The sequence below is a fragment of the Bacteroides sp. AF39-11AC genome, assembly GCF_003474285.1.
In the GTDB taxonomy this organism is placed as follows: Bacteria; Bacteroidota; Bacteroidia; order Bacteroidales; family Bacteroidaceae; genus Bacteroides.
Map to the genome: position 1 here is coordinate 360,819 of NZ_QROH01000001.1, position 20,061 is coordinate 380,879.

Annotated in this window: 11 protein-coding genes; 10 read left to right on the forward strand and 1 reads right to left on the reverse strand. The window is 41.6% G+C overall.

The genetic code is table 11. The features are described 5' to 3' along the window. Positions 1 to 45 precede the first annotated feature (45 nt). From DW036_RS01180 to DW036_RS01200, 5 genes are all read left to right on the forward strand, one after another. Positions 46 to 3,339 carry a SusC/RagA family TonB-linked outer membrane protein gene (locus DW036_RS01180; RefSeq protein ID WP_118461154.1) on the forward strand — a complete coding sequence of 1,098 codons (3,294 nt, stop codon included), beginning with the start codon at positions 46 to 48 and terminating at the stop codon, positions 3,337 to 3,339. Between the two features lie 12 nt (positions 3,340 to 3,351). After that, positions 3,352 to 4,938: a SusD/RagB family nutrient-binding outer membrane lipoprotein gene (locus DW036_RS01185; RefSeq protein WP_118460651.1), complete on the forward strand. Its 1,587-nt coding sequence runs from the start codon at positions 3,352 to 3,354 to the stop codon at positions 4,936 to 4,938. A 269-nt stretch (positions 4,939 to 5,207) separates the two neighbouring features. After that, positions 5,208 to 7,658: a glycoside hydrolase family 9 protein gene (locus DW036_RS01190; RefSeq protein WP_118460653.1), complete on the forward strand. Its 2,451-nt coding sequence runs from the start codon at positions 5,208 to 5,210 to the stop codon at positions 7,656 to 7,658. Between the two features lie 11 nt (positions 7,659 to 7,669). Beyond that, a complete protein-coding gene (locus tag DW036_RS01195; protein ID WP_118461156.1) occupies positions 7,670 to 8,896 on the forward strand; it encodes a DUF5009 domain-containing protein in 1,227 nt (408 codons plus the stop codon). 5 nt (positions 8,897 to 8,901) lie between these two features. Further along, positions 8,902 to 10,293 carry a family 10 glycosylhydrolase gene (locus DW036_RS01200; protein WP_118460655.1) on the forward strand — a complete coding sequence of 464 codons (1,392 nt, stop codon included), beginning with the start codon at positions 8,902 to 8,904 and terminating at the stop codon, positions 10,291 to 10,293. A gap of 85 nt (positions 10,294 to 10,378) precedes the next feature. Here DW036_RS01200 and DW036_RS01205 read toward each other — a convergent pair whose 3' ends face one another. Beyond that, positions 10,379 to 13,297 carry a pitrilysin family protein gene (locus tag DW036_RS01205; protein WP_118461158.1) on the reverse strand — a complete coding sequence of 973 codons (2,919 nt, stop codon included), beginning with the start codon at positions 13,295 to 13,297 and terminating at the stop codon, positions 10,379 to 10,381. 102 nt (positions 13,298 to 13,399) lie between these two features. On the opposite strand from DW036_RS01205, the gene prfB reads away from it, so the two are divergent. From prfB to DW036_RS01225, 5 genes are all read left to right on the forward strand, one after another. Then, positions 13,400 to 14,515 carry a peptide chain release factor 2 gene (prfB, locus tag DW036_RS01210; RefSeq protein ID WP_118460657.1) on the forward strand — a complete coding sequence of 372 codons (1,116 nt, stop codon included), beginning with the start codon at positions 13,400 to 13,402 and terminating at the stop codon, positions 14,513 to 14,515. A 325-nt stretch (positions 14,516 to 14,840) separates the two neighbouring features. After that, positions 14,841 to 14,978 carry a hypothetical protein gene (locus DW036_RS25715; RefSeq protein ID WP_007660676.1) on the forward strand — a complete coding sequence of 46 codons (138 nt, stop codon included), beginning with the start codon at positions 14,841 to 14,843 and terminating at the stop codon, positions 14,976 to 14,978. Positions 14,979 to 14,985: 7 nt separating this feature from the next. Beyond that, positions 14,986 to 15,453: a CYTH domain-containing protein gene (locus tag DW036_RS01215; protein ID WP_118460658.1), complete on the forward strand. Its 468-nt coding sequence runs from the start codon at positions 14,986 to 14,988 to the stop codon at positions 15,451 to 15,453. A gap of 116 nt (positions 15,454 to 15,569) precedes the next feature. Continuing rightward, positions 15,570 to 16,862 (forward strand): DUF4010 domain-containing protein, encoded by a 1,293-nt coding sequence (locus DW036_RS01220; RefSeq protein ID WP_118460659.1) that lies wholly within the window; start codon positions 15,570 to 15,572, stop codon positions 16,860 to 16,862. A 183-nt stretch (positions 16,863 to 17,045) separates the two neighbouring features. Beyond that, positions 17,046 to 19,568, forward strand: coding sequence for a TonB-dependent receptor domain-containing protein (locus tag DW036_RS01225; protein ID WP_118460660.1), 2,523 nt, complete (start codon positions 17,046 to 17,048; stop codon positions 19,566 to 19,568). Positions 19,569 to 20,061 lie beyond the last annotated feature (493 nt).

Genomic DNA, 20,061 nt, shown 5'->3' on the forward strand with positions numbered 1-20,061 from the left:
AATTTTGTACCCAAAAAGTTTCATAATCTGGTTTTGTTCAGAGTTATGGCTTTCTTCTTATTGTTCGTATGCACTGTTAATATGCATGCAGAAAGTGCACAATCACATAGTGCATTGATTACAATTAATAAAAGTGATGTAGATCTCCTCAATATTATGGCAGATATTGAAAATCAGTCCAATTATTTATTTGTTTATAGCAAGGCTGTAAATGTACACCGTCATGCTTCTATTAATGTAGTTGAGAAGCCATTGAATGAAGTCCTGCAGAATTTGTTCAAAAATTCGGAAGTACGTTTTGCCATTGAAGGGTCTTATATTGTATTGTCTTCCAATGAACAAGATGGAGCGAAATCTATTATGCAATCACGTACAAGCATAACGGGTACGGTGACTGCTACTGACAATGAACCTATGCCGGGTGTTACAATTATGGTGAAAGGTACCAATATCGGTACTATTACGAATGCGGATGGAAAATATACTATAGAAGTTGAATCTGATAATAGTATGTTGGTATTTTCCTTTATTGGTTATCAAACAGTCGAGCAAGCGGTAGGTAATCAACGTGTCATCAATATTTCTATGAAAGAAGATGTTCGCACCATTGATGAAGTAGTTGTTACTGCTTTGGGTATTAAGAAAAAAGAAAAATCATTGACTTATTCTACCCAGGTAGTGGGTGGTGACGAACTGGTTCGGGCTAAAGATCCTAATATGATTAATTCATTGGCAGGTAAGACTGCCGGAGTGCAGATTAACCGTAGTTCTGCTGGTCTGGGTGGTTCGGTAAAGATGGTAATTCGTGGCTCACGTTCCGTATCGGGAAGCAACCAACCGCTATATGTGATCGATGGTGTACCCATCAATAGTTCTGCCAATGATGCTACTTCCACTACTATTGGTGGCAACAACGATGCTGGAAACCGTGATGGAGGTGATGGTATTTCCAATCTGAATCCGGATGATATTGAGAGCATGAATATTCTGAAAGGCCCTGCTGCTGCCGCTTTATACGGTAGTTCTGCCGCCAATGGTGTGGTGGTAATCACTACTAAGAAAGGAAAGGTAGGGCGTACTAATATAACTTTCAGTTCGAACACAACTTGGGATAATGCTGCCTATGGTATTCCTGAGTTCCAAAATTCTTATGGAGGTGTAACTTCCAGTTGGGGCGATCCTATAAACGGAAGTCCGGATTATACGAAAAACTTCTTTCAAACGGGGGTAACTACCATAAACTCTCTCTCTTTGAGTGCAGGCTCGGAAATGATGCAAACTTATTTCTCTTATGCCAATACTTATGGTAAGGGAATCATAGAAAACGGCAGTTTAAACAAACATAACTTTAACTTTCGCGAAACAGCTAATTTTTTCAATAACCGTTTGCAAGCGGATGCCAATGTCAATCTTATGTTTCAGGATGTGAAAAATCGTCCGTCACCGGGAGGATTCTATCTGAATCCGTTGGTAGGTCTTTATAAATTTCCGCGTGGTGGTGTGCAGGGGGGCGAGGCTTTTGAGTACTATCGTAACAACTACAAAGTGATGAATGCGGAGCGTAACATGTATCTACAGAATTGGTATACAGCCCCCACGAGTTTTGATCAGAATCCGTATTGGTTGACTAATATGTTGCCCAGCGATTCTAAGCGTTACAGGACTATTGCCAACTTAAGCTTGTCTTTCAAACTGAACGAATTCTTTACCATTCAGGCACGTGGAAATGCTGATTTCGTATCGGATGCTTATGAAATGAGTATGTTTGCAGGAACTGATACTTCCATTGCCGGTACCAACGGGCGTTATATTACGGATGAATCCCATGACCTGAATATATATGGTGATGTTATGGTGACTTATCAGCAACGGTTTAAGGACTTTTTTGTGAATGCTACTTTGGGTGCCAGTATTAAGGATGAAACGGGAAAGAACATCGGATTTGATTCTTTTGGTGGCGGATTGTATAATCCGAATATTTTCTCAGTTGGAAATATTGACCACAATAATGGTTCTCCTTCATTAAATAAATATCATGAGCAAGGTCAGGCGGTATTTTTTGCCGGACAGTTGGGTTTTAAGGATTGGTTATTCCTGGATGTTACGGCACGCAATGACTGGACCTCCACTTTAGCTTATACCAAATACCTGAACAAGGGTTTCTTCTATCCGTCAGTTGGTCTGACCTGGGTAATGAATGAAGCATTGAAGATGCCGGCGTGGATAAATCTCGGTAAAATTCGCGGCGCATGGTCCAAGGTGGGTAATGGTCTGCCAAGATACCGTAGCCACCCGTTGAATAGTGTAGGCCGTGGTGGAGTAGTCAGCTATAACACTACCGCTCCTTTTGATGAGTTGAAACCGGAAATGACTACTTCTTTGGAATTCGGTACGGAATGGCGTTTCTTTGGTAGTCGTCTGGAATTTGACTTTACTTACTATCAGACTCATACAAAGAACCAGTTATTCTCTTTAGATGCGCCGTCAGGCTCTAAGTATACCACTTATTATGTAAATGCAGGTGATATCAAGAATGAAGGTGTTGAAATTGTATTGGGCGGTACTCCGGTCATGACTAGTGATTTCCGTTGGAAGACTTCTGTGAATTTTGCACTCAACCGTAATACAGTAGAAGAGTTAGCGGAAGGACTGGGGTATTTCAGCTTTGGCGGGGGTGGCTCTAATAGCTATGGTATGCGTTTGGAAGTAGGTGGCTCTTTTGGTGATATTTACGGAAGAATGTTTTTGCGTGATGATCAAGGCAACTATAAATATGATGATGACGGTATGCCTATTGCTGATAAGTCTGATTTGAAAAAGATTGGTAACACCTCTCCTGATTTCAATTTGGGATGGCAAAATACCTTTACTTACAAAGGTTTTACGTTGTATTTTCTGATTGATGGACGCTTTGGTGGTAATGTTATTTCATTGACACAGGCCGAATTGGATAAATATGGTGTGAGTAAAGTAACTGGTGATGCACGTAAGCAGGGTGGTGTACGCTTCGATGGAAAGACGATTGAAGACGTTTCACGCTTCTATACCATTGTTGGCGGGCGTGATGGTATTACGGAAAACTACATTTATGATGCTACCAATATCCGTCTTCGCGAACTCTCTTTGGGATATACTTTACCGGCAAAGCTGTTTGTCCATGTGCCAGTTATCAAAGGTGCTGATATTTCCTTAATTGGCAGGAATCTATTCTTCTTCAAGAATGATGCTCCTTATGATCCCGATGGAACCCTTTCTGTAGGCAATGGATTGCAAGGTATAGATGTCTTCGGTATGCCAAGTACCCGTTCATTCGGTTTTAATGTTAAGGTTAACTTCTAAATAACGAATTGTATGAAAAAGAAAATAATATATACAGCATTAGTGCTTTTCTTTTTATATTTAACGCCTTCTTGTACAGGTAATTTTGAAGAGATGAATACACCTCCTTTCGGTGTAACAGATGAAGAGTTAGGGCAAGATAATAATTATATAGGCATGCACTTCCCAACATTGCAGAAGTCTATTTATTATAACCGGAATGGTTGGGGATGGGACTTTCAAACGATCCAGAACCTGACTTCTGATATTTGGTCAGGATATATGGCAACTCCCAGTAACTTTAAAGGAGGTATTAATAGCCAGACTTATGCAGTAACCAATGATTGGACCGATACCACATGGGATTATACTTATTCTGCTGTAATGACTAATCAATTGAAAGTCAAAGAAAAGTGTGAGCAACTTGGTATGGATACTTATGCACACTTTAATGCGATCAATTCTATACTGAGAGTTTTTGCTATGTCCCGTATTTGTGATGAATATGGTCCGTTGATTTATACCAGATATGGTGAGACTAAAACTGGTGGTATTTATGATTCTGCTCAAGATGCTTATAAAGCCTTTTTTACAGAGTTGACGGATGCCAGTAAAGTCTTGGATGAGTATATGCAGAAATCTTCATTTGCATCTATTGCTAAATTTGATATGGCATATGGTGGTAAGCTGGATAAATGGCTTCGACTTTGTAATACCTTGCGTTTACGACTGGCCATGCGTATTGTGAAGTACGACAAGGAATGGGCACGTAAAGAGGCTGAAGCAGCTATTGCCGCTCCGCAAGGCTTACTGAAAAGTGGAGAAAGTTTTATTATTTCGGGCTTTGGTTGGATGCATCCACTATATACCTGTTCCATAGAATATAATGATATATTTATCAGTGCTAATATAGAGTCTATTTTAGGTGGATATAATGATCCGCGTTTGGCCAAGTTCGGAATTGCAAAAGGAGATAAAGTTGTAGGTGTACGTTCCGGAATACCGGGTTTGGAAGAAACAGCCGATAAATATAAAGCATTAATTTCTAATATAAATGTGACCTCTTCTACTCCGGGTACTGTGATGGCGGCGGCGGAAGCCTACTTCTTACGGGCAGAGGCGGCTCTGCGCGGCTGGAATGCCGGTGGTGATGCCAAGGCGTTTTACGAGGAAGGTGTAACGGCTTCATTCAGTGACTTTGGTGTTTCATTAGGTGATTATTTAAACAGCTCCGATATTCCGGCACCGTGGGTAGATCCGTTGGTGGCTGACTTTAATTCTTCGGCTGTTTCAACTGTTAGCCCTAAATGGGAAGATGCACGAACGGATGAAGAACGTTTGGAGAAGATTATAACCCAGAAATGGATTGCTGGTTTTCCGGAAGGTAAGAATGCATGGGCAGAATGGCGTCGTACCGGTTATCCTAAATTGTTCCCGGTTCTAAAGAATGATAGTCAGGGAGTGATTACTACAGAGTTTGGTGTACGCCGTTTACCGTTTACATTGGAAGAATTATCAAACAATCCGGAAGGATATGCTGCAGCTGTCCAATTGTTAGGTGGTCCTGATAATGGAGGTACCCGTTTGTTCTGGGATCTGAACAAAGGAAATTTTGAATAGATCCTTTTTAGCTTAACACATGAGGGTGTATCAAAAAAATGTGCTTTATTTGTTTTGAATATGCAGAATATCTTTTGATGCGCCCTTTATTAATCATTTGCTTGCTTCATTGCGGGTGTTTTATTTTTTATTAACTAACAGGAATCTCTATTGCATTAGGGATTGAGCTCGCTCATCTGTTTTTAATATAGGAGGAATATTAACTTAACATATTCAGGCGATTGAACCCCAATCTTTCGGTAACCTGAATTTAATCTTATATAAGTATTATGAAGAATATAATTAAACCTATCTGTTTGTTTACCGGTTTACTTTGTACTCCGACGATTCTGCTCCATGCACAGGTGGACGAAAAACTGAAGGCTGATATTATCAGTACCGGCTATGTACATAGTCCATTGCCGCTTGATGAAACAAAAACTTTCGAAACATTCGGTTTGAAAAAGAAAGTATTGGAATCAACCATGTTGTGTGATATGGAAGATTTTTCCGGGTGGTCGCACAAAGGAATCGGTAAAATCGGATTGACTTCCGAAAGAAGTAAAACGGGGAAGTATAGCTTGCGTCTGGAGGCTCCGACTGCTCCTGCTACAATGCTTGACTGGGGGCTGGGACGCGGCACCTGCATGGCTTCTTATGATGTTTCCGGAGCAAATTGGGAAGGTTATAATCGTCTGAAGTTTTATATTTATCCTACTTGCGAAGGCGCTCGTAGCATCTATCTCAATCTTTATATAGAAAATGACGGTAAAATCAAAGTGCCTGATATTTACGGGCGTGAAGGCTACCATGAAATCAATCTGAAGAACGATCAATGGAATGAATGTTTTGTTGAAATGTCGGGGTTAGCTCGCGATAAAGTGACCAAAATATCATTTGCTATCGAAGTATTCGGTAAAGAGCGTACAATGGGAGATTCTTTATGTTTTGATGTAGATGCGGTAGAACTTCAGAAAATCGAAAATCCGGAAACAGTGAAAGGGTGGATGCCAGCTCGGAATCGCATTATTTTCTCTACTACTGGTTACAGCATCGAAAGTCCTAAAAGTGCTATTGTCAACGTAGACGATCATAATGGACAATTTCAGTTGAAAGATGCTGATACACAGGTCATCGTTTTCACCGGACCTGTAAAGAAGGAAGAAACAGGTTTAGGAGAATTTGAAACTGCTGATTTCTCAAATTTTAAAATACAGGGAAGATATATTATTCAAGTGGGTAATGTTACTACGCTGCCTTTCTATATTCATAAGGATGTATGGGATGACTCTGCATGGCGCATGGTCAATTTCTTATTCTGTGAGCGTTGCGGTTATCCCGTTCCCGGAAAACATGGTACCTGCCATACTGATTTGCATGCCACCTATAACGAACAAATTATTCCACTAAACGGAGGTTGGCATGATGCTGCTGATATGTCTCAGCAGACTTTGCAGACCGGTGAAATCTCCTATTCCTTATTGGCAATGGCGAAACGGGCTAAGGAAAAAGGCAACAAGGAACTATACAACCGTTTGATGGAAGAGGCTTTGTGGGGATTGGATTATGTAATGAGAACTCGCTTGGGTGATGGTTATCGTGCACAGACTTGGGGAACGAATCTGTGGACTGACGGCATAGTTGGAACGATTGACGATGCCGGACGCCGGGAAGTTTTGGTTCATAACGGAGCATTAGAAAATTTTCTGCTTGCCGGAATAGAAGCTTATGCCTCTATGATGGTCGAAAATGACATAGCTTTGAGAAACAACTTGAAGAAGATTGCAAAGGAAGACTTCGGGTATGCTATGGAACGTTTTACAAAGTTGGGCTTTGCTGAGTTGATAAAGAAGGGGGGAGGACATGCTGCAATGGCGTCCGAAAGTCAATATCATGCCAATATTTCGTGGGCTGCAAGTATGCTCTATCAATTGACTGGTGAACAGCAATATGCTGATGAGGCAGTGAAAGCTATTCACTATACTTTGCAGTGCCAGCGTACCGAGCCTTTGAAAGACAAAAATAAAACTTGTGGTTTCTTTTATCGTGACCTGACTAAGAAATCTATTGTTCACTATACCCATCAATCACGTGATTATGCTTACATGGAAGCATTGGCTGCATTATGCGAGACACAGCCTCAACATGCCGAATACGAGCAATGGATTTATTCTATGAAACTTTATGGAGACTATCTGAAGAATATCATGCAGTATGTATATCCTTATGGAATGGTACCCAGTGGAGTCTATCACAAAGATGAGGTAAAAGATTCAGTAAACTTCTATGCTGTTCAGGTAGGTATCCGCAGTGGTGCAGAGAGGGATTTCAGGGAGCAATTGGAAAATGGTGTTCGCTTGGATAAGGATCATTACTTGCGTATATTCCCGGTCTGGTTTTCGTTTAAGGGAAATATAGCTGTACATTTGTCTACAGGAAAAGCTGCTGCTATTTGTGCCAAAGTTTTGAAAGATAAGGAACTGAAGGATATTGCTGAGCAACAATTGTTTTGGGTGGTAGGAAAGAATCCTTTCGGGCAATCCATGATTTATGGAGAAGGAAGTAATTATCCTCAACTCTATACTGCTTTACCGGGTGAAACGGTGGGTGAGATACCAGTAGGTATGCAGTCTTATTTCAATGAAGATTCACCTTATTGGCCACAGTTCAATACGGCCACTTATAAAGAAGTCTGGGGTTCGTCGGCTGCCAGATGGTTAATGTTGATTTCTGAATTTTAGGAATGGATATTATGGATGATAAAACAGTTTATTCGCATCGCAATCTGGCCATTGATATGTTAAGGGCCTTGACAATGTTCATTATGATTTTTGTCAATGACTTCTGGAAGGTGCATGATGTGCCTCACTGGCTGGAACATGCCACTTATGGTGAAGACTTTATGGGACTGGCAGACATTGTATTTCCTTGTTTCCTGTTTGCTGTTGGTATGTCCATACCGTACGCTATAGAACGTAGATATGCAAAAGGATTCTCCGCTGAGTCTACTTTGGGGCATATTCTCTCACGTACTTTTGCCTTATTGGTAATGGGAGCTTTTATTACTAACTCGGAGTACCGGCTTTCACCGGAAGCTCCTTATTCAATCGGAGTCTATTGGTTCTTGATGGCAATAGGATTTATTGGAGTCTGGAATCAATACCCGAAGCCTACTTCCGGTCTGCAGAAGAATTTGTTTTGTGTATTCAGGATAATCGGTGTACTTATTCTTCTCTATTTAGCTTTTACTTTCCGTAATCCCAAAGAAGGTGTATTTGGAGCATATTGGGGCATTCTGGGCTCTATAGGCTGGACCTATTTGATATGTGCTGTAATTTATTTCTTCAGTCGCGACCATTTAAAGTCTCTGATATTTATCTGGATAGCCTTTGTACTTATCTGTTTGCTGGACACACCGTTGCGTGAAGAGTTTGGAGGTACTGCTATTCTTGCCTTTCCGGAACGGAATTTCTATCACGGAATGTTGAGTATCCTGCACATTGGTAATGGGGCGTTACCTGCATTTACAATGGGAGGTATCATTTTGTCGGTTCTCAGTGCACGCTATGCTGATAAAAGCACTGGCTGGAAGTTGCGGAATGGAGGGATTGTTGCTGTTATATTCTTACTAATCGGGATATTAGCACATCATTTCTGGATTGTAGCTAAGATAGGGGCTACTCCTACGTGGATATTCTATGTGATAGCTATATCTGTGGCTGCTTATACGCTTCTTAGTTATCTGGTTAGCCATCATATTACAAGTAGGTTTAATCTGATACGCCCTGCCGGTACGGCTACACTCACCACTTATCTGGTACCCTATGTTTTTTATGGTTTTGCCGATGTTACAGGTATTGTCTTACCGGACTGGTTTACGCATGGCTTTATGGGACTGGTCAATTGTCTCTGTTTCGCTTTTGTGGTGATTGGGGTTACTTGGATAATGGAAAAAATGCATGTTAAACTTAAAATTTAGATATAATGAAGAAAAATCTGTTGCCAGCATTTCTGCTGTTGTTTTTAGCATTGGGTATGTTTGCGTGCCAAAAAGGTAAAGAAACTACCAAAGAGTATCCTATGTTCTGGACGTGGCTGGATTACCGCCCCGGAATGAATTTTGATTCTATCTGCCAGGTGATGAATGATATTGGTATGGATGGTATTATGCTGAATGCACCCACTCCTGATGATTATCGGGTTGCAATACCTATCGCCCATAAGCACGGAATCGAAGTATATGCATGGCTTTGGACAATGAATCTGGAACATGATCGTGACAAGATTCTAAAGGAACACCCCGAATGGTTCAGTGTGAACCGTAATGGTAAGAGCCTTGCTGACACTACGGCTTATGTAGGTTATTATAAATTTCTCTGTCCCGCATTGCCCGAAGTCCGCGAGTTTATCAAGGCAAAAATTAAAGAATATTGCGAGGTCGAAGGGCTGAATGGCATTGCTATTGACTATCATCGCTTTGTTGATGTAGTGCTACCTACTACTTTGTGGCCCCACTACGGTATTGTACAAGATCGTGAATATGCTGCATGGGACTATGGGTATCATCCTGAAATGCTCAGAAAATTCAAAGAGCAATACGGTTATGACCCGCGTGAACAAGAAGATCCTTCGCTAGACGTAAAATGGCGTCAATTCCGTTGCGATCAGATCACAGAAGTAGCTAATATGATTTCAGAAGTGGTACACTCTTATGGAAAAACGATGGCTGCCTCTCCGTTCCCCACTCCAAAGATGGCATCACGCATGGTACGACAAGATTGGGGAAAGTGGAATCTTGATATCGTATTCCCAATGGTTTACCATACATTCTATACGGGAGATGTCAGCTTCATCTCTGATTGTACGATTGAAAATGCACGCGATAAGAATGGCATGACTACCTTGTATTGTGGTATGACAGCTACCAACGGGCCGGAAATGTTCGAATGTATGGATGCAGCTCTGAATAATGGTGCACAGGGTATTGCTGTTTTTACGATTCATGGCTTGCGTTCTCCGGAAATAAGACAACAATTCAAAAACTATACGGATAGTGTTAAAGCTGTACGTGCTGCTAATGGTGGCATGATTAAGGCGACTTATTCTGCGGCAGCAAACCCGGATCCTTTCGTACACGAAGGTGTTATGGCATCGATACAAGAACGTATGAAGCAACTTATAGCTAAGACTACCGACAAGGAAGAACTCGCTTCCCTGGCATTAGGTGAATATAAGGAAGTGGATTCTTATGATGCAACACGTTGTTATCAGGTGATAGATAATAATAGCGGGACTACCTTTGCGGTGACATTCTATCTTTATGGTGATGTTGTTTCCGGATGGGATGTTGTAGTTATGGATCCTGCAAAAAAGTGAGGGATTGTTTAATGATAAAAGAAAGTCGTACAGTTTCACCGTTTGGCGAAACTGTACGACCTATACTATTTTTATTTTCTCAATTTTAGTATCCGAAAATATCTTCCTGTTTCAGTTCAATCACCGGACCTACCTTCTTCAGACTTTCCATATCCAATTCTTTCTTGTCACCAAGAATACAATAAGTATATGTACGTCCCTTGATCCACTTGTTCTGGTAGTCGATAACATCCTGCAACGTCATGTTCTGTACATCATTGTACAGTTTGATGCGGCTATCTACATTCTGTCCCAAGTATTGAGCACTGATGTAATCCCAGATGACATCCATCTTGATAGTACGGTCAGTACGCATGCGGGCAATCATACCATCTTTAGCAAGTTTGAAAGCTGCTTCTGATTCAGGCATGTTGTTGATGATATCATTGAATGTATTGATTGCATCTATCATCTTATCGTTCTGCGTAGCAATCTGCGTACGGAGAGTGTAAGGATCAGTCAGGTAAGACGGTTTCAGCATACCGGCCCATGCCGAGTAAGCGAGACCGCGGCTTTCGCGCATTTCCTGGAATACGATAGAGTTCATACCCCCACCAAAGTATTCGTTATACAATTGACGGCCTGATTCTGCAGCAGGATCAAATTTCTCTCCCTTATTGGAGACTTGTGACATATAAATTTGCTTAGCTTCGTACGGAGCGATGAAAATCTTCGTTTCCGGTGTGAGCAACGGTTCGAAGTTATTCCCTTCCGGAATTTCGTTCAATGTTTCCGGAGCCTGATGTTCTTTATTAATGATGGCAAGTAATTCATCCTGATTATTGGGGCCATAATAAAGAATACGGTGTTTGAAGCTGTTCAACTGCTTGATACGGTCTACAAGTTGTTGTGGATCCATAGAAGTCAGTTCAGCTTCGGTCAATATGTTGGTTGACGGAGACTTCGGACCATAAGTGGCATAAGTCACCAGGCGTGAGAAGTTTTGCATCTGATTCAGCTTGGCATCCTTGCGTGATTTCAGGATATCATTAGCCATATTGGTGTAAGCTTCCGGATTAACTTTGGCATTTGCCATCAGTTTTTCGAAGAGAGCCATAGCAGCAGGCATGTTCTCGCTGAGGCCGGAGAGCACTACATAAGTACGTTTTGCACCCGGAGATACGAAGAATGAACAAGCAAGGCGGTAGAATTCGCTTTTTACTTCTTCCGGAGTCATGTCGGCTGTGCCGAGGTATTCCAGATATTGAGCAGCAGTACCCAATGCCTTGTCATTGTTGTTACCCATATCAAAAAGGTAAATCAACTGGAAGATGTCATTCGTTGTATTTTGTTTGTAGAGTACAGGAATATCCGATTTTGCCTTCAACTGGGTGAGGTCTTTGGAATAATCCAGGAATACCGGCTCAATAGGAGTCACTACGCTTGCCTGAATTTCTTTCAGGAAGGTGCTGACTGTATCGCGGTTCATTACGATAGGAGTGATTTCTGGTTTCGACATCTTCTTTTCATTTGGGTCTTTGCCTTGCTTCTTGTAGATAACGGCATAGTTATCATCTTTCAGATATTTGTTGGCAAAGGCTACGATGTCATCTTTTGTCAGTTTAGACATGCGTTCGAGAGCAGTCACTTCATCTGCCCAGTCGCTACCGTTTACGAATGATTCAACGAACATATCTGCACGTGCGTCATTGTTTTCCAACTGTTGCATCTGATACAGCTTGAAGTTGTTGATGTTGGCTTCCAGCATTTTTTCGTCAAAGTCACCCTCGCGGAGTTTCTTTAATTCGCCCAATAAGAGGTCTTTGACTTCGTCCAGAGTCTGTCCTTGTTTGGGGCGTCCCTGCATCATGAATGCACTGTAGTCGCTCATAGTCATCGGATAGCAATAAGCGCTCAGGGTCTTTTGCTGTTGTGTCAGATCCAGGTCTATCAAACCTGCCTGTCCGTTATAAAGTATTTGGGAAACCACTTGTAAGGTTTCTACGTCTTTGTCTGCTGCTCCGGGAAAACGCCATGCCAAAGCAACGCTTTCAGCATCCGGACCCAGAATTTCACGTACAACAGGTGCTGTCATTGGAGTTTCCTTCGGTAAATCCAGTTTCGGCAGATCAGGATTCGGTTTCAAGCCACCAAAATACTTATCAATAGTTGCAATCATCTGATCGGGATCAAAATCACCGGAAAGGCAGATAGCCATATTGTTGGGCACATACCATTTTTTATAATATTCCTTGATATTGGTGATAGAAGGATTCTTTAGGTCTTCTTGTGTACCAAGTACGGTCTGTGTGCCATAAGGATGGTGTGGGAAGAGAGAAGAAAGTACAGCCTCGTATACCTTACGCGGGTCGCGGGTCAGTGACATGTTCTTTTCTTCATAAACTGTTTCCAGTTCAGTGTGGAAACCACGGATTACGCAATTTTCAAAACGTTCTGCTTGGATTTTGGCCCAGTTGTCAATCTGGTTGCTGGGGATATCTTCTGTATAGCAAGTTACGTCGAAACTGGTATAGGCATTCGTTCCGTTGGCACCGATGGCAGCCATCAGCTTGTCGTATTCGTTAGGAATGGCATACTTGGAAGCTTCGTAAGAGATACTGTCTATTTTTGCATAAATAGCTTTACGCTCAAGACTGTCGGTAGTCTTACGATAGATTTCAAACTGTGCTTCGATCTGGTCGAGCAAAGGCTTTTCAATCTCGTAGTTTTGGGTGCCGAAGTTTGTGGTACCTTTGAACATCAGGTGCTCAAAGTAGTGGGCTAACCCGGTTGTTTCTGCAGGGTCGTTCTTTCCACCTACACGTACGGCAATGTACGTCTGTATGCGCGGTGTTTCCTTATTGACGGTCATGTAAACTTTCAGACCATTGTCCAGAGTGTAGATGCGCGCTTTCAGCGGATCGTTGGGAACTGTTTCATAACTGTACTTTGAAGTACAACTTCCTAAACTTATCGCTACCAGTAGGATAAGCATTAAACCAATTTGTCGGAATAGTTTGTTCATAAGCTGACTTATTAGATTGATAACTGCAAAAATATGCGTTTTTTTCATACCTTTGCACGCAAAAAGTAAATATTTTAACTAGAAGGTTTATTTTCATAGATTATGATTACCATAGAACAACTGAAAGATGTAAAGGAGCGCACCGAAGCACTCTATCGCTATTTGGATATAGAAGGAAAGAAAATCCAGGTAGAAGAAGAACAGTTGCGCACCCAGGCTCCCGGCTTTTGGGATGACCAGAAGACTGCCGAAGCGCAGATGAAAAAGGTGAAAGGTTTGCAACAATGGATAACCGGTTATAATGAAATAAAGACATTATCGGAAGAGTTGCAGCTGGCTTTCGACTTTTACAAAGACGAACTTGTTACGGAGGAAGAGATAGACGAAGCTTATGCCAAGGCTTCCACTGCTATTGATGAGCTTGAATTGAAAAATATGCTTCGTGATGAAGCCGACCAGATGGACTGTGTGTTGAAAATCAACTCCGGTGCAGGTGGTACGGAAAGCCAGGACTGGGCAAGCATGTTGATGCGTATGTATCTGCGTTATGCAGAAACCAATGGTTATAAAGCTGTGATCTCCAACTTGCAGGAAGGTGATGAAGCAGGTATCAAAACTTGTACCATCGAAATTTCGGGTGATTATGCTTATGGATACTTGAAAGGAGAAAACGGTGTACATCGTCTGGTACGTGTGTCTCCTTACAACGCGCAAGGTAAGCGTATGACTTCTTTCGCTTCGGTCTTTGTCACTCCGCTGGTAGATGATACCATTGAGGTGAACATTAATGTTGCCAATATTTCTTGGGATACTTTCCGTTCCAGTGGTGCCGGTGGTCAGAATGTGAACAAGGTGGAGTCCGGTGTTCGTCTGCGCTATCAGTTCAAAGACCCGTATACGGGCGAGGAAGAAGAAATCCTGATTGAAAATACGGAAACCCGCGACCAGCCCAAGAATCGTGAAAATGCAATGCGCCAGCTGCGTTCTATCCTGTATGATAAAGAACTTCAGCACCGCATGGCTGAACAAGCTAAGGTGGAAGCCGGTAAGAAGAAAATTGAATGGGGCTCTCAGATACGAAGCTACGTATTCGACGACCGTCGTGTAAAAGACCATCGTACTAACTTCCAGACTTCGGATGTCAATGGAGTGATGGATGGTAAGATAGACGGTTTCATTAAAGCATATCTGATGGAATTTGCAGGACAAGGAGAATAAATCAGAACTCTGTTATACAGTAAATGGGTATCACCTGATAAATGAAAGGTGATACCCATTCTTTTTTTAAGTGAGTCATACTTGAACGGCACTTAAAACGCACCTATTCCATACTTGAACCGTACTTGCTCCGTACCAACCCCGTACTTTCTCCGTTCAGAGGTACTTCTGAGTGGAGAACGTACGGAGCAAGTATGGTTCGGATATGGTTCGGGTATGGGGCGGATATTAAGCTGATATGAATAAATTTTCTCTTTTATTTTGGAATCTTCCCGAATTTCATGTTACTTTGTTATCAGTTGAACTTTAATACTAAAAGCACATTATGGGAAAGAATAAGAAAAAGGTTATGCATAGCCGTAAAGAAGAAGAACAAGCTAAGAAAGTGTTGTTGATTATTGGTGTATCTGCATTGATATTGGTGCTGGTAATGCTGATAGGATACTCTTTCTTGGGGAAATAAGAAATAAATGTCACAAGAAATAGAACGGAAATTCCTCGTGACGGGGGATTATAAATCGAGAGCGTATGAACAAAGCCGCATTGTGCAAGGTTATATCAGTAGCGCAAGAGGCCGAACCGTACGGGTACGTATCCGTAGCGGAAAGGGATACCTTACGATAAAAGGTGCTTCCGATGCTTCGGGCCTCAGCCGTTATGAGTGGGAAAAAGAAATTCCACTGAATGAAGCGGAGGACCTGATGAAACTCTGTGAACCGGGAGTTATAGACAAGACCCGTTATCTGGTACGGAGCGGGCGGCATACGTTTGAGGTGGATGAGTTCTACGGTGAGAACGAAGGACTGGTAGTTGCTGAAGTAGAACTGGCTTCGGAAGACGAAGCTTTCGAGAAACCGGACTTTATAGGTCAGGAGGTGACGGGTGACATTCGTTACTACAACTCACAACTGAGGAAACATCCCTATACGGCCTGGTGATGTTTAACTGCCTGTCAACAGGAAGTTAATACCTTGTGCGCAAGAAGTTAAGTTCTTGTCAACAGGAAGTTAACTCTTTGCAAGCGGCTGCTAATCAGATATATTTAGAGCAAGGAATGGAGAAACTTTATGAATATCTGCCGAGAGAACTGGTCACTTTTGTATTGGTAACCTTATTCTCTTTATTGATAGGTCTTTCACAGCGGAAAATCAGTTTGAAGCGTGAAGGGGAAACGACCTTGTTCGGTACGGACCGTACGTTCACTTTTATAGGTATTCTGGGGTATTTGCTTTATATTCTCGATCCGGTGGAATATCGCTTGTTTATGGGTGGAGGAGCGATATTAGGTCTGTTGCTCGGGCTGAATTATTACGTCAAGCAATCTCAATTCCATGTATTTGGAGTTACTACCATTATTATTGCACTGATTACTTATTGTATTGCTCCTATTGTAGACACGCAGCCCTCCTGGTTTTATGTGATGGTGGTGGTGACAGTGTTGCTTTTTACAGAATTGAAGCATACTTTTACGGAACTTGCACAGCGTATGAAGAATGACGAAATGATTACTCTTGCCAAGTTCCTTGCTATCAGTGGTATTATCTTACCCATGCTGCCCAACGAAAATCTGATACCGGATATAAATCTCACTCCTTATACCGTCTGGTTGGCTACGGTGGTGGTATCCGGTATTTCTTATTTGTCTTACTTGCTGAGGCGGTATGTTTTCCATGAATCCGGAATTCTGGTATCAGGTATCATTGGTGGTTTATATAGTAGCACGGCAACCATTTCCGTGCTGGCACGTAAGAGCCGCAAGGCGCCTGCACAGGAAGCACCGGAATATGCAGCAGCCATGTTGCTGGCTGTGAGTATGATGTTTCTCCGTTTCCTTATATTAATAGGTATATTCAGTAAGGAAATACTTGCTGCTATCTATCCATATTTGCTTATTATGTCTTTAGTGACAGCCGGAGTAGCCTGGTATCTGCATCGGAAGCGTAAACAAGTTCCGGTAACAGACGAAGAGGCTGAAGAAGAAGATACTAGTAACCCCTTGGAATTTAAGGTTGCACTTATTTTTGCCGTTCTGTTTGTGATATTCACTATTGTGACACATTACACTTTACTTTATACGGGTACTGGTGGATTGAATGTGTTATCGTTTATTGCCGGGCTGAGTGATATTACTCCGTTTATTTTGAATTTATTGCAAGGTTCGGGAGTTGCTGTTATGGTGGTGACGGCTTGCTGTATGCAGGCTATTGTGAGTAATATTGCCATAAATATGTGTTATGCGCTGTTTTTTGCCGGTGGGAAGAGCCCGTTACGCCGGTGGGTGTTGCGCGGATTTGGTGGTGTGATTGCAATCAATGTCTGTTTGCTTCTTTTCTTCTATTTGCTATAGATTTTATCAGGATACTTACAATATTTCTCTATTATCCTCTTTCCTTTGTGCTTTTTTAACTCCGAAATTCTCGTAGATAAAGAAAAAGGGCCTATTTTTGCCGCATTCATGTGACAAAATGACTACATTATACGTCTAATACAAAACAGTCAACTAATATTCATCAAACAAACAAAAACAGAAATGAAAATTAAATGCTCTTTGCTGCTCATTATGTTGGTGGTATCCTCGTTAGTAGCGGCACAGAATGCGGCACCTCTGTTCCAGATTAAGGGAGTCTTGCTTGACTCGCTGACACAGGAAGGAGAACCTTACGCCACAATCAAAATCGTAAAAAAAGAAACTCCTGCTCATGCATTGAAAATGCTGGTTACGGACATGAAAGGTAAGTTTCAGGAGAAAGTACCCGGAACAGGTAATTTTGTGATGACAATTTCTTCCATTGGTAGAAATACTATTGTGAAAGATTTCACAGTGAAAGCCGGAGAGAAACTTGTTGATTTCGGAACACTGTACATCACAGATGCTTCCAATGAATTGGGACAAGTAGAAGTGGTAGCCCAAAAACCGCTGGTGAAGGCTGATATCGATAAAATAGAATATAATGTGCAGGATGACCCTGACTCAAAATCCAATTCTGTATTGGAAATGCTTCGTAAAGTACCTTTGGTTACGGTAGACGGTGAGGACAACATCAAGGTGAACGGTAGCAGTAGCTTTAAGGTATATGTGAATGGTAAACCTAACAATATGATGAGTAACAATCCGACAGAAGTACTGAAAAGTATGCCTGCCAATTCTATTAAGCATATTGAGGTAATTACGAACCCTGGCCCTAAGTATGATGCCGAAGGTGTGGGGGGGATCCTGAATATCGTTACTGTAGGTAGCGGATTGGAAGGCTACACAGCTACATTCAGCGGAAATGTTAGTAACATGGGAGCCGGAGGCGGTTTGTTCGGTACTGTGAAGAGTGGTAAACTGACGGTGAGTGCGCGCTACAATTATAATTATAATGACCGTCCACGTAGTTATTCCGGTGGAAATCGCCGTACGGTAGGTGATGTTACTGAAGGCTCTTCAGACTTGGACTACGACGGTAGCAGCAAAGGACATGGTAATTTCCAGTCAGGTAGCATGGAAGCCAGTTATGAAATTGATACCTTGCGTCTGGTTTCTATGTCATTCGGACTCTGGGGCGGTGGAAACAATAGTACCAGCATCAACAATACTCTGGCTACTGCACCCGGCACAAGTAATGAGTTATATCGCTATGTGTCAGACGGCAGAAGTAAGAGCTCATGGTATTCTATCGACGGTGGCGTTGACTATCAACGTATGTTTCATGTGAAAGACCGTATGTTTACCTTATCTTACAAGATCAATACCAGCCCGCAGACCTCTGATTCATACTCCACTTATAATGATATGCATGCCGCTACTGATTGGGAAGACTTCCTGAAGCGTCTGTATGACCTGAATAACGATGGCTCTCAGAATACTACGGAGCATACTTTCCAGGCTGACTATACAACGCCTATCGGCAAGATACATACACTGGAAGCCGGAGCTAAATATATTCTTCGTGACAACTCTTCGGAAGACGACCGTTATGAACGTCAAATAGGAACTACGGGAGACTATGTACTGGATGAAGAGCATAGCTCACATTACAAACATCAGAATGACATTCTGGCTGCATATATGGGTTATGGGCTGAGGGTGAAGAAGATCTCCGGAAGACTGGGGGTGCGCTATGAACATACCAAGCAGGAAGTGAAGTACTTGTTGGGCAGAGGAGATAACTTCAACAAAAATTTTGATGATGTGGTACCTTCTGCAAGTATCGGCTATAAGCTGACGGATATGTCTAACCTGCGTTTTGGCTATAATATGCGTATTTACCGTCCGGGTATCTGGTATCTGAATCCTTATCTGAATGATAGCAATCCTACTAATATCAGTCAGGGTAACTCTCACCTAGATAGTGAAAAGAGTCATTCATTCAATCTGAGTTACAGTAACTTTACTCAGAAGTTCAATATCAATCTTTCAGCACGTTACAGCTTTACTAACAATAGTATTGAACAAGTAACCGAGCAGGTGAAGGATACGGAAATCGAAGGTTTGCAGAATCCTACCGGTAAAGAGGTACTTTATTCTACTTACCAGAATATCGGTAAGAGCAGAAATGCCAGTCTGAGTGGTTATGTAAACTGGAATGCTACTTCCAATACTCGTATCTATGCTAACCTTTATGGAAACTATACTTATATGGAAGGCGCCAATGGATTGAAGAATGACGGCTGGAATCTGTTTGCTTATGGTGGTGCGCAGCAATCTTTGCCCCATGATTGGCGTATCAGTTTGAATATTTATGGTCAGACACCTTGGATCATGCTGCAAGGAAAGGGTAGCAGCTTCTTTGATTATGGGTTGAGTGTGAACAAGTCATTCCTGAATAAGCGTTTGACATTGTCAGCGTTTGCCAGCAACTTCTTTAAGAAATACACAAGTCCTACTTCAAGTATAGAAGGTGTAGGATTTACCCAGGATAGCTGGAATCGGTATACTCGTCAGCGCTTTGGTGTAAGCGTTAGCTATCGCATCGGTGAATTGAAAGCCAGCGTGAAGAAAGCTGCACGTACCATCAGTAATGATGATGTGAAAAGTGGCGGCGGCGAAGGCGGTGGCGGTGGAGAATAATTGAACCGCAAACTAATAGTAGAAGAGGAGGCTTACAATGAGCTTCCTCTTTTTTATTGTGCTACGTCTCAAATAAATTGAAGTTGTGAGATTTAAATAGTTATTAAGTAATAAACTTATTCCTTCTCTTTTGAATATTCTGTTTGGTAGATTTTTTAGATAAGAATAAACTTACCAAGTACAAGAAGAACATTTAATTACATGCTGTATGTGTTTATTTTAAGTCTGTTAGAGTTATATTTTACTTAGGTCAAAAAAAGTAGTAGAAACGGAGGAGATCAATATGCTTTATAAAGTATTATTTCATCAAGTAATTGTATCTCATACATTTCAGAACAAGGTTAAATTCTAATATTAGAATAAGGAAAGTAGAAAATTAGAAGAATCAAAAGAGAAATACAAAATGAGAGTAAATCATCCCTATACATGTTATATTATAAGTAACCATCTCTGTTTTATAATATTACAACAGACAACATGGTATCCCAATTAG